The 11,266-nt window shown below is 77.2% G+C and carries 9 protein-coding genes and 1 pseudogene; 4 read left to right on the top strand and 6 right to left on the bottom strand.

All coding sequences use genetic code 11. From position 1 onward, the window contains the following. A pseudogene (locus IH44_RS0130080) lies at window positions 1-946 on the top strand (hypothetical protein); the annotation flags it as partial. 16 nt (window positions 947-962) lie between these two features. Here IH44_RS0130080 and IH44_RS46780 read toward each other — a convergent pair. Both IH44_RS46780 and IH44_RS0130070 read right to left on the bottom strand, forming a co-directional pair. Beyond that, a complete protein-coding gene (locus IH44_RS46780; protein ID WP_030462919.1) occupies window positions 963-2,411 on the bottom strand; it encodes a hypothetical protein in 1,449 nt (482 codons plus the stop codon). A 15-nt stretch (window positions 2,412-2,426) separates the two neighbouring features. After that, entirely contained in the window at window positions 2,427-2,990 is a 564-nt protein-coding gene (locus tag IH44_RS0130070) for a GNAT family N-acetyltransferase (protein WP_030462918.1), read from the bottom strand. Between the two features lie 70 nt (window positions 2,991-3,060). Here IH44_RS0130070 and IH44_RS43210 point away from each other — a divergent pair, with 70 nt between their 5' ends. Both IH44_RS43210 and IH44_RS0130060 read left to right on the top strand, forming a co-directional pair. Further along, entirely contained in the window at window positions 3,061-3,618 is a 558-nt protein-coding gene (locus IH44_RS43210; RefSeq protein ID WP_157852511.1) for a hypothetical protein, read from the top strand. Between the two features lie 175 nt (window positions 3,619-3,793). Further along, entirely contained in the window at window positions 3,794-4,168 is a 375-nt protein-coding gene (locus IH44_RS0130060) for a hypothetical protein (RefSeq protein WP_030462916.1), read from the top strand. 82 nt (window positions 4,169-4,250) lie between these two features. On the opposite strand, the gene IH44_RS0130055 is transcribed toward IH44_RS0130060, so the two are convergent. Together IH44_RS0130055 and IH44_RS0130050 are read right to left on the bottom strand one after the other, a co-directional pair. Beyond that, window positions 4,251-5,054 carry an RNA methyltransferase gene (locus IH44_RS0130055; RefSeq protein WP_030462915.1) on the bottom strand — a complete coding sequence of 268 codons (804 nt, stop codon included), beginning with the start codon at window positions 5,052-5,054 and terminating at the stop codon, window positions 4,251-4,253. A 65-nt stretch (window positions 5,055-5,119) separates the two neighbouring features. Next, entirely contained in the window at window positions 5,120-5,629 is a 510-nt protein-coding gene (locus IH44_RS0130050; protein ID WP_232795137.1) for a MarR family winged helix-turn-helix transcriptional regulator, read from the bottom strand. Between IH44_RS0130050 and IH44_RS0130045 the strand changes: the two genes are divergently transcribed. Further along, window positions 5,549-5,962, top strand: coding sequence for a DUF6790 family protein (locus tag IH44_RS0130045; RefSeq protein WP_369795012.1), 414 nt, complete (start codon window positions 5,549-5,551; stop codon window positions 5,960-5,962). The genes IH44_RS0130050 and IH44_RS0130045 overlap by 81 nt on opposite strands. Before the next feature lie 88 nt (window positions 5,963-6,050). Here the strand turns inward: IH44_RS0130045 and cobA are convergent, their stop codons facing one another. After that, a complete protein-coding gene (gene cobA / locus IH44_RS0130040) occupies window positions 6,051-7,283 on the bottom strand; it encodes a uroporphyrinogen-III C-methyltransferase (protein ID WP_051817531.1) in 1,233 nt (410 codons plus the stop codon). Between the two features lie 148 nt (window positions 7,284-7,431). Next, window positions 7,432-11,145 carry a nicotinate-nucleotide--dimethylbenzimidazole phosphoribosyltransferase gene (gene cobT, locus IH44_RS0130035; protein WP_107066654.1) on the bottom strand — a complete coding sequence of 1,238 codons (3,714 nt, stop codon included), beginning with the start codon at window positions 11,143-11,145 and terminating at the stop codon, window positions 7,432-7,434. Window positions 11,146-11,266 lie beyond the last annotated feature (121 nt).

Below are 11,266 nucleotides of genomic sequence, written 5' to 3'. Positions count from 1 at the left end.
GCCCGAGCCGGTGCGCGGCGCGGCCGCGGGCGTCCGGCCGGTGGCGGCGAAGGCGGACGGGGCGGCCGGGCCCGGCGGGCGGGCGGTGGCCGCGCCCGCGATGCCCCGGCAGGACGCGGCCCGTCCGGAGACCCGCGGCCCGGGGCCGCGGCGTCCGGTCCGGGACGGCGACACCGTCCGGGAGCGCCGCCCGGCGGCCGGGGCCGGGCGCACCCCCGTGCCTGGCCGGGACCGCACTCCCCCGCCCGGGCGCGCCCCGCACACCCTGGGCGGACGGCCGACGCCCCGTCAGCGGCTGCTGCGGCAGCGGCTGGTGGTGTTCGTGACGGTCACCCTGGGCGTGGCGCTGGCCATCGCCGTCGCGCAGGGCTGCCAGAACCGCGAGGCGCAGGGCCTGGGCCCGCAGCCCGGCGCGGTGGTGTCCGGCGGTCCGGGGGCGCCGAGTGCCGGGACGACGCTGTCCGTGGACGGCGTGAACGCCACCGGGCACAGCGACACCGGGCTCGCCCCGTCCTTCGGCAGCCCGCCGCAGGTCGACTGGCCCAACCTCAGCTACCCCGACCCGTCCGGCGGCCCGGCGATCCGGCTGCGCGACGGGCGCTCCACCGAGAACGGCCCGCCGATCTCGCTCTCCGCGGTGCTGCCTGCCCGCTACCGGGACGCGCAGGCCGCGCTGGTGGTGCTGCGCCGGCTGGAGGGCGCGGTGCCGGTCGACCTGGTCCAGCTGTACGGCTTCACCGGCGGCTCCCCCGTGCTGCTCGCCGACCGGGCCTCGGCGGCCAATCCGGAGGCGGGCGCGGTGTGGCGGGTGGAGAACGGCGCGCTGATCCGCGAGGAGCGGGTCGACCGGACCGGCGCGGTCTCCTCCACCCGGTACACCGTCCGGGCGGACGGGGGGCTGGAGGAGTCCTGGCCGGGTTCGGGCGTCTCGGGCTCGGCGGACTGACCGGCCCCGGGCGGGTTCACAGGCCGGCGGCGTCCAGGACCGCGCGCATCTCCTCGACCGGGAGGGCCGGGTTCGCGGCGGCGGAGCGAGCGACGTGCTCGCGCGGGTCGGCGAGCAGGGCGCGCAGGGTGGCCGGGGTGAGGCGGGGGTGGCTCGCGGTGGTGCGGCGGACCGGCTCCTCGGGGTCGGCGGCGAGGCGTTCCAGCAAGGCAGCGGGCAACTCGGGTTCACGCAGGGCGAGTTGGCGCATCCGGGGGTCCGGGTCGGTGGCGAGGCGGCGGAGGGTTTCGACGGGCAGCGGGTACCTGTCGGCGGGGCGCCAGTGCATCCGTTTGGCCGGGCGGTGCTCGCGGTCGAGGCGTTCGGCGGTGACCGGGTCGATCGGGTCGGGGCTGCTCGCGGCGGCGGCCAGCGCGACCTCGTTGTCCGGGTCGGCGAGCAGCCGGGCGCGGGCCTCGGCGGGCAGGTCGGGCGAGGCGGCGGCGGCCCGGCGGAAGGCCGGGTGGGGCGAGTCGAGGTGCGGCAGCGGGTCGGCGGTGACCCAGGGCAGCTGGAGCATCCGGAGCTCGATCCGGACCCCGATGTGGTCGATCTCCAGCTCGATGGCGGTCTCCTCGTCCACGTCCTCGCCGGGTGGTTCGAACGGGCCGGTGACCGAGTCGTGGAGGGCGGCGCGGTCGGCGGCGGGGGTGTCGGGGCGGGCGAGGACGGCGAGGCGGACCAGGGGGCGGGGGTCGGCGGCGAGGCGGGCCCGGGTGCCGGCGGGCAGGTCGGGGTGAGCGGCGAGGGCGCGGCAGACGTCCGGGTCGGGGTCGGCGGCGAGGCTGCGGGCGGTGTCGGCGTCCAGGGTGCAGTGCGGGACGGCTCCGGCCCGGGTGAGCGGGTCGGCGAGCAGGGCGGGGACGAGGTCGGCGGGCGGGACGGGGTGCGGCAGGCGGCGGAAGTACCTGGCGCAGGCGGCGGCGCGGACGCTGTCCTCGGGGTCGGTGAGCAGGGTGCGGCGGACGGGCTCGGGAGCGTCGGTCCACCACTGGGCGAGGGCGGCGCGGACCTTCGGGTCGGGGTCGTGGGCTAGGCGGGCGCGCAGGTCGGCGGGGGTGCGGGCGGACTCGGCGAGTTCCTTGCGGACCTCGGGGGCCGGGTCGGCGGCGAGTCGTTCGAGGAGTTCGCGGTTCTCGGGGGTGGCGCCGTCGGCGAGGTCGGCGTTGTGGACCAGGGAGATCCGGACCCACACGTCGGGGTGGTCGGTGAGGCGGCGGCGCACGGCGGCTGGCAGGCGCTGTTTGAGGGCGACGGAGGCCGGCACGTGTGCGAGCAGCCGGGCGACCTGGGGTTCCGTCAGGTCCTGGCGGCCCGCGAGGGTGCGGCGGCTGCCGGGGTGGGCGAGCAGGCGGTCGACCAGGTCGGCGGGCAGGGCCGGGTTCGTGGCCAGGCCGGCCAGGGTCTCGTACGGGACGTCGGGCACGGGGGTGGGGCTCCTTCAGCCGGTGGTGAGGCGGGTGCGGGCGGCGGGCCAGTCGGTGGCGGTCAGGGTGTAGTGGAGCAGGCCGTGCGGCGGGGCGGCGGGGTCGGCGGGGCGGGCGCCGAGGCGGGTGACGGCTTGGCGGGAGCGGGTGTTGGCGGTGTCGACGCGCCAGCGGATCTCGGTGAAGCCGAGGGTGTCGAAGGCGTGGGCCATCAGCAGGAGCTTGGTCTCGCGGTTGGCGCCGGTGCGCCACCAGCGGCGGCCGAACCAGGTGCCGCCGATCTCGATCCGGCCGGTGGCGGTGTCCCAGCTGTGCAGGTTGGTGGTGCCGATCGCACGGCCCGCGGCGCGGTCGAGGACGGCGAGCGGGAGGCGGTGGCCGCGGGCGGCGTCGGCGAGGCGGGCGGCGACGATCGCGTGCAGGTCGTCCTCGGTCTGCGGGGTGGGGGCGCTCAGGTGGCGCCAGACCTCCTCGTCCCGGCCGGAGGCTTCGAACAGCGCGGGGACGTGGGCGGCGGTGAGCGGTTCGAGCCGCACCCGGCGGCCCTCCAGGACGACGGCTGTCGGTGCGGTCGGCATGGCCGGGACGCTACCGGACGGGGGCGAACGGTGGTGACGGCTTGTCAGTAGTCGGCGGCAGCATGTGCGCATGATGTGGACGACCGACGCGATGCACGTCGCGTACTGCCAGTACTTCCTGTACGGGCCGGAGCTGCCGGCCGGCTGGGACGCGCACGCGCTGGACCGGCTGTTCCACGGGAACGGGGTGGCTGCGGGCTGCCCCGACCACCTGACGGTGCTGTGCGGCACGCACACCGGGCTGATCCGGCTGGGGGTGGAGCGCTGCGCGCAGCGGCCGCCGGAGCCGGGGGCGGAGTGGGAGAGCGCGGTGGAGCTGTCGCTGTACAGCAGCGGTGAGCTGCGGTTGCGCGCCTGGGACGGGGTGGACGTCGACGGGGCGGGGAACCTGGCGCACGCCGGGCGCGGCTGGTACCGGGTGCGGGTGCAGACCCGGGGGCGGGACCAGGGGCGGGAGGCCGACACGGCGGCCCGGCCGGTCGAGGAGCACCGGTTGACGGTGTGGCCCGCTCCCCCGGCGCCCGATCTGGTGCTGCGGGTCGGCGACCTGACGGGCCGTCGGCACCACGATCCGCGGCGGCCGGCGCCGCAGCCGATCCGGCCTCCGGCGGCGCGCCGGGCGGCGTGACGGGGGCAGCGTGACGGTGGTGGTGGGCAGGGGGGCGAGCGCGGCATGTCGATGATCACACCGCGCTGTTCGCCGGAGTGCCCGGCGCGGGTGGGCCCGTCGGCCGCCGGATAATGGTGCGCACCGTGGGCCGGTGGCGGCGGCGGTGGACGGTGATCCGGGAGGTGCGGGAGCGATGGCCCTGGTGGAGGGACAGCGTGTCAGGCTGGTCGAGGACCTGGCGCTGGGCGGGGCGTCCGCCGGGGAGGACGGCCCGCTGGTGGGCGTGCTGCTGCTGGGTGCGGGCGTGGAGGGCACGGTGGTGCGGGTGACCGGCGAGTTGCCGCCGCCCGGGGAGGTCCGCGAGTACGAGCGGCTGCGGGCCCTGTTCGAGGACTACGGGCACACCATGCCCGCGGAGAGCCTGCGCCGGCTGGAGGCGCAGTTGGCCGAACTGGAGCCGCACTGGCGGGAGTTCGAGGCGCGGGGCCCGCTGTCCTCGGTCCGGGTGCGGTTCGACAACGGGTTCGTGCTGGACGACGCGGACGGGGCGGTGTTCGCCGCCCTCTGACCGCGTCCGCCGGCTGTGGCTGCCGCCCGGGCCCGCCGGCTGCGTCGAACGGCCCGTGCCCCGGCTGTGTCGAACGGCCCGGTCAGCCGTGGTTGACGGCGTAGAAGGCGATCGCGGCGGCGGCGCCGACGTTCAGCGAGTCGATGCCGTGGGCCATCGGGATCCGCACCCGCTGGTCCGCGGCCGCGAGGGCCTTCGGGGTGAGGCCGTCGCCCTCGGCGCCGAGCATCAGCGCGGCCCTGGGGAGCAGGTGCGGGCGGGCCGCGGTGAAGTCCTCCGCACCGGAGGGCGTCAGCGCCAGCAGTTCGAACCCCGCCTCCCGCACCGTGCCGAGCGCCGCCGGCCAGGGGTCGAGCCGCGCGTACGGGACGGAGAAGACGGCGCCCATCGAGGTCTTGACGGCCCGCCGGTACAGCGGGTCCGCGCAGTCCGGCGAGAGCAGCACGGCATCCATGCCGAGCGCGGCGGCGGAGCGGAAGATCGCCCCGAGGTTGGTGTGGTCGACCAGGCCCTCCAGGACGGCGACCCGGCGGGCCCCGGCGAGCACCTCGGCGGCGGTGGGCAGCGGCTTGCGCTCCATCGAGGCGAGCGCGCCGCGGTGCACGTGGTAGCCCGTGACCTGCTCGGCGAGGGCCGGTTCGACCAGGTGGACGGGGGCGTCCGCCTCGGCGATCACGTCCCCCATCACGCCCAGCCACTTGGCGGTCAGCAGCATCGAGCGCATCCGGAACCCGGCGGCCAGCGCCCGCCGGATCACCTTCTCCCCCTCGGCGATGAACAGCCCCTCGGCAGGCTCCCGGCGGCGTCGCAGTTCGACGTCGGTCAGGTCGGTGTAGTCGCTCAGCCGGGGGTCGGCGGCGTCGGTGACGGTGAGTGGCTCGGACACCGGACGATTTTCGCACGTCGCGGGTGGCCCGCCGGGACGGGAGCGGACGGTGGGCGGCCGGAAACTCAGTCCGGCTCCGGAGCCGCGGCCGCGCGGCGCGGCGGTGCGGGGGTGAGCAGGGCGGCGAGCCGGTGGGTGTCTGCGAGGTACTGCTCGTAGGGGAAGCCGGCTGCCAGCAGGGCGGCGCGGAACTCCTCCTCCAGCGGCTTGCCCTCGGCCAGGAAGGCGGCCTGGCCGGCCGGGGTGAGGGTGACCAGGCGGCGGCGCCGGTGGGCGGGGTCGACGTCGACCGCGACGTACCCCTCGGCCTCCAGCGGGCGCAGGGCGCGGCTGACGGCGGGGTCGGACAGGGCGAGGGCCTCGGCGAGCCGGTGCTGGGTGGCGGGTTGGATCTCCTCGAGGGTGCCCAGCAGCCGGAGTTGGCTGTCGGAGAGGCGCCGGTCGGGGCCGGAGCGGCGGCGGAGGTCTGGCAGCGCTGGTGGGCCGTCGGCGCCCTGGGCTTCGGCAGCCTCTGGGTCGCGGTCGCGTTCCTGGCCGCCCCGTCCGGCATGGCCGACGCCATCGGGTTCGCGCACTCGCCGTTCCAGTTCGAGATCGCCTGCGCCAACATCGGCTTCGCCCTGCTGGGCTTCCGCGCCGCGTCGGCCTCCCCCCGCGAACGCCTCACCAGCGGGCTGGCGGCGGCCGCGTTCCTGTGGGGGGCGGCGGGCGGGCACCTCCACCAGTGGTTCGCCCACGGCGACCACGCCGCCGGGAACACCGGCGGCATCCTGGCCAACGACCTGCTGATCCCCGCCGTCATGATCGCCCTGGCCGCCCGGGACCTGCGCCGCGAGGCCCGCGCGACCCGCAGCGCCGATGACACCCGCACCGCCCGCGCCGCCCGCACCGCCCGTCCGGCGGCCTGAGCGCGGCGGTCGGTCCTACGACGAAGGGGAACGGCCCGTCCGGAGCGACGGCCGTTCCCCTTCTCTTGCCTGCCCGTCCGGACAGGGCCTAGGAGCCCAGGACGTGGACCACCTCGCCGATGACGATGACGGCCGGGGGCTTGATGCCCTCGGCGGCGACGGTCTCGCCGACGGTGGCGAGAGTGGCGTCGACGCGGCGCTGGGTGGCGGTGGTGCCCTCCTGGACGACCGCGACGGGCGTGTCGGCGGCGCGGCCGTGGGCGATCAGCTCGGCGGCGATCGCGCCGATCTTGTCGACGGCCATCAGCAGGACCAGGGTGCCGGTCATCCCGGCGACGGCCGCCCAGTTGGTGAGGGAGCGGTCGCCGGGGCCGACGTGGCCGGAGATGACGGTGAACTCGTGGGTCAGGCCGCGGTGGGTGACCGGGACGCCGGCCGCCGCGGGGACGCTGATCGAGGACGAGATGCCGGGGACGACGGTGACCGGGACGCCCGCCTCGACGCAGGCGAGCAGCTCCTCGCCGCCGCGGCCGAAGACGTACGGGTCGCCGCCCTTGAGCCGGACCACGAACTTGCCTGCCTTGGCGTGCTCGATGAGCGTGTTGTTGATCGCCTCCTGCGCCATGTACCGGCCGTAGGGGATCTTGGACGCGTCGATCACCTCGACGTGCGGGGGCAGTTCGGCGAGCAGTTCGCGCGGGGCGAGCCGGTCGGCGACCACCACGTCGGCGTCGGCGAGCAGGCGGCGGCCGCGGACGGTGATCAGGTCGGGGTCGCCGGGCCCGCCGCCGACCAGCGCGACGCCCGCGTCCCGGGCCCGGTACTGGCGGGCGGCCAGCGAGCCGTCCCGCAGGCCGGCCACGATCGAGTCGCGCAGCGCGGCGGAGTGCCGCGGGTCGCCGGTGAGGACGGCGACGGTGGCGCCGGAGTCGTGGCCGGAGGCGGGCGTCCAGGCGGTGGCGGCGGAGGCGTCGTCGCTGCGCGAGCAGAACACCCGCAGGCGGTCGGCCTCGGCGGAGACGGCGGTGTTGACGGCGGGGTCGTCGGTGGCGACCAGGGCGTACCAGGTGTCGGCGAGGTCGCCGTCCGCGTACGGGCGCTGGTGCCAGGTGAGTTCACCGGCGTCGGCCATCGCGGAGACCGCGGGGGTGGTGGCCGGGGATATCAGGTGGATGTCGGCGCCGGCGGCGATCAGCGCGGGCAGCCGGCGCTGGGCGACCTGTCCGCCGCCGACCACCACGACGCGGCGGCCGGTGAGCAGCAGCCCGACGGGGTACGGGGTGAGGCCCTGGGTGGACGGGTGGGGGGTGGGCGCGGTCATGAGGGGAGCTCCTTGGGCGGGCGGTGCGGGGCCCCCTCGCACTGCGGGGGCGGCCGGCGCCGGACGGTGGTCGGACCTTCTCGGTGAACCTGGCGATCGGGTCTTCTCGGTGACCCCGGTGGTCGGACCTTCTCGGTGACCCCGGTGGTCAGGCCTTCTCGGTGACTCCGGCGGAGTCGAAGGTGGCTACATCGTGCATCGCCCGGGCCGCGCTCTGCACCAGCGGGAGGGCCAGCAGGGCGCCGGTGCCCTCGCCGAGCCGCAGGTCGAGGTCGATCAGCGGGCGCAGGCCGAGCTTGGCGAGCGCGGTCTGGTGGCCGGGTTCGGCGGAGCGGTGCCCGGCGATGCAGGCGGCCAGCACCTCGGGGGCGATCGCCTTGGCGACCAGGGCCGCCGAGCCGGCGATCACGCCGTCCAGGATCACCGGGACGCGCAGCGAGGCCGCGCCGAGCAGGAACCCGGCGATCGCGGCGTGCTCCAGGCCGCCGACGGCCGACAGCACGCCGATCGGGTCGGCCGGGTCGGGCTTGTGCAGGTCGAGGGCCTGCCGGATCACCTCGACCTTGCGGGCGTGGGTCTCGTCGTCGATGCCGGTGCCGCGGCCGGTGACCTCGGCCGGGTCGGTCTCGGTGAAGACCGAGATCAGCGCGGCGGAGGCGGTGGTGTTGGCGATGCCCATGTCGCCGGTGATCAGCACCTTGTTGCCGGCCGCGACCAGGTCGCGGGCGGTCTCGATGCCGACCTCGATCGCGCGCAGCGCCTCGTCCGGGCTCATCGCCGGGCCCTGCGTCATGTCGTCGGTGCCGGGCTTGACCTTGCGCGGCAGCAGGCCGGTGGTGCGGCCCTGCTGGATGGCGTCCGGGAGTTCGGCGGCCACGCCGACGTCCACCACGCACACCTCGGTGCCGACCTGGGCGGCGAAGGCGTTGACCACCGCGCCGCCGGCCAGGAAGTTGCCGACCATCTGCGCGGTCACCTCCTGCGGCCACGGGGTGACGCCCTGGGCGTGCACGCCGTGGTCGCCCGCGAAGATCGCCACGCAGCCGGGCTCCGGAACCGGCGGCGGGCACTGCCGGGCCAGGCCGGACAGCTGGGCCGCGATCAGTTCCAGCACGCCGAGCGAACCGGCGGGCTTGGTCATCCGCTTCTGCCGGTCCCACGCCTCGCCGAGCGCCTTCGCGTCCAGCGGACGGATCCCGCGCAGGGTGTCGGACAGCAGGTCGTGCGGCTCCTCGCCGGGCAGCGCCCGGTTGCCGTACTGCTCCTCGTGCACCACCCAGGACAGCGGCCGCTTCTTCGCCCAGCCCTGCTGCTGCAGCTCCGGCTCGTCCGGGAACGCGTCCACGTAGCCGACGCACAGGTAGGCGACGACCTCCAGGTGCTCGGGCAGGCCGAGCTCGCGGACCAGCTCCTCGTCGTCGAAGAAGCTCACCCAGCCGACGCCCAGGCCCTCGGCGCGGGCCGCCAGCCACAGGTTCTCCACGGCCAGCGCGGCCGAGTACGGGGCCATCTGCGGCTGGGTGTGCCGGCCCAGGGTGTGCCGGCCGCCGCGGGTGCGGTCGGCGGTCACCACGATGTTGACGGGCGTCTCCAGGATCGCCTCGATCTTGATTTCCTTGAACTGCTTCGCCCGGCCCTTGGGCAGCGAGTCCGCGTACGCCTCGCGCTGACGCGCCGCCAGCTCGTGCATCTTCCGGCGGGTCTTCGCGGAACGGATCACCACGAAGTCCCACGGCTGCGAGTAGCCGACGCTCGGCGCGGTGTGCGCCGCCTCCAGCACCCGGATCAGCACCTCGTGCGGGATCGCGTCCGACCGGAAGCCGTTGCGCACGTCGCGCCGCTCCCGGATCACCTGGTGCACGGCCTCCCGCCCGGCCTCGTCGTACCCGGGCGCGGCGGGCGGGCGCTCCTCCTCCGCGACCTCCTCGGCGGCCTCTTCCGCGGCTGCTTCGACGGCTTCGACCGCTGCGTCCGCGGGCTCTTCGGCGGCCGCCTCCGCGGTCTGCTCGGTGGCGGCTGCCTCCGCGGGCTCTTCGACGGCTGCGGGCTCGGCCTCGGGCTCGGCTCCGGGGGCGCTCTCGACGGCCTCGGCGGGCTCGACGGCCGTAGGCTGCTCGGCGGCGGCTTCCGGCTGGGCCTCGGCCACCGGCTCGGTCTCCGGCTGCGGGGCCTCGGCCTCGGCGGCGGGGGCCTGCGCGACCGGCTCGGCCGCCGGTTCCGCAACGGCCTCGGCGGCGACGGGGGCCTCGACCACCTCGGGCGCCTGCGCGGGCTCGACGGCCGCGGGCTGCTCGGCGGCGGCTTCCGGCTGGGCCTCGGCCACCGGCGCGGCCTCCGGCTGCGGGGCCTCGGCGGCCTGCACGGCCTCGGGCTCCAGCAGCGGCAGTCCGGCGGGCGCCGCGAGGAACGCGGAGATCCGCCGGTGCGCGCCCCGTCCGGACGACTTCGCGGCCGGGGCGGGGATCGGCTCCGCGGCAGCCTCGCCGCTCACCGTCTCCGCGTCCGCCACCGGGACGGCCTCGGGCTGCACGGGCTCGACGGCCTGCGCGGGCTCGACGGCCACCGGCTGCTCGGCCGACGGCGCGTCAACTGCCGCCGCAGCGGCGGCGGGCGCAGCGGCCTCGGGCTGCGCCTGCGACGGCGCGGGGGCTGCCTCGGCCTCGGCCACCACGGCCTCGGCGGCAGGCTCGGCGGCCTCAGCAGTCTCCGTGGCCTCCGTCGCCTCGACGGCCGGAACGACCTCGGCAACCTCGACGGCCCCGGCGGGCTCAACGGCCCCGGCAGCCTCTGCCACCGGCGCGGTCGGCTCTGCCGACTCGGCCGGTTCGACGAACACCGGCGCCAGGTTCGCGGCGGGCGCGGCCCCGGCGACCACCGGCTGCTCGACGGCGGCCGGTTCGGCGACGGGCCCGGCCGCCACGGCCACGGCCTCCGTCACAGCCTCGGCCGCGGCTTCCACCGCGACGGGCTGCTCGGCGACGGGCTGCTCCGCGACGACCGCGGGCGCCTCGGCGGCGGCCTCCACCACCTGCGGCTGCACGGGCGCGGGCGCGGGCGCCGCCTGCTGGGCCGGCACCTGCGAAGCGAGGGGCTGCGGGGCCTGCGCCTGTACCTGCGCCTGCTGCACCGTTTCGGCGGTCAGCACCGGCACCCCGTACGCGGGCGTGCCGCCGGGCGCGGACGGGCCGCGGTCGGCGAGCGAGCGGACCGGGACGTGACCGGTCATCAGCGACGGGTCGGGGATCGGCGGCCCGGCGTGCAGCGGCCGGCGCGGCTGCGGCGGCACCGGCTGCTGCACGGCGGCGGGTGCCGCGGCGGCAGCGGGTGCGGCGGCGGCAGCGGGTGCGGCGGCGGGCTGCGCCTGCGGGGCGCCGAGGTGCAGGGTGCCGTTCCCGGCGGCCTCCTCGGCCCCGGCGGGCGCGGTCGGCGCGGCGGGCGTGAGCGGCGTCGGCTCGGCGGGCGGGGCGACGGTGAGGAGCGGGGGTTCGAGCGGCGGCCAGGACGGCGCGACCGGGGTGCCGGGCGGCTGTTCCCCGCCGACCGGCACGTCCGCGCCCGGAATCGTGCCCGGAACCGCGCCCGCACCGGCGACCGGCTCGGCCGGCTCGACCGCCTCGACGGTGCCGTGCACGGCGTCGCCCCAGGCGGTCTGCGGGCCGGGCATCAGCAGGACGTCGTCCTCCTCGTCGCCGTCGGGCTGGTCGAGGAAGGTGTACGCGGGCCGCTGCTGGTCGCCGTGCCAGGCCCCGGCGGGCGCGGCGGGCTGGAGGGGCGCGCCGAGGTGGTGCTCCGGGACGGGTCCGCCGGGCCCGGGTTCGGGCGCGAGGGGACCGGCACTGGGGGCGTGGCCGCCGTCGGTCATGTCAATGCTCCTTCCAGGCCGCTTGCGCGTCCTCGGCGAGGTCCCCGGAGGCCCCGCCCACTTCGCCGGAACGGAACCGCACCGACCCGTCCCTTACTCCATCGGCCGTCACCCGCACGGG

Source organism: Kitasatospora sp. NRRL B-11411, from assembly GCF_000721345.1.
GTDB lineage: Bacteria > Actinomycetota > Actinomycetes > Streptomycetales > Streptomycetaceae > Kitasatospora > Kitasatospora cineracea.
The sequence above is the reverse complement of the archived record's forward strand: the minus strand, read 5'-3'. Positions and strand labels throughout refer to the sequence as shown.

What these genes read in the sequence shown, in the direction of transcription:
- IH44_RS43210 (WP_157852511.1), top strand. Translation starts at nt 3,061, where the DNA reads ATGATGTGGACGACCGACGCGATGCACGTCGCGTACTGCCAGTACTTC.
- IH44_RS0130070 (WP_030462918.1), bottom strand. Translation starts at nt 2,990, where the DNA reads ATGCCGACCGCACCGACAGCCGTCGTCCTGGAGGGCCGCCGGGTGCGG.
- cobA (WP_051817531.1), bottom strand. Translation starts at nt 7,283, where the DNA reads ATGACCGCGCCCACCCCCCACCCGTCCACCCAGGGCCTCACCCCGTAC.
- IH44_RS0130060 (WP_030462916.1), top strand. Translation starts at nt 3,794, where the DNA reads ATGGCCCTGGTGGAGGGACAGCGTGTCAGGCTGGTCGAGGACCTGGCG.
- cobT (WP_107066654.1), bottom strand. Translation starts at nt 11,145, where the DNA reads ATGACCGACGGCGGCCACGCCCCCAGTGCCGGTCCCCTCGCGCCCGAA.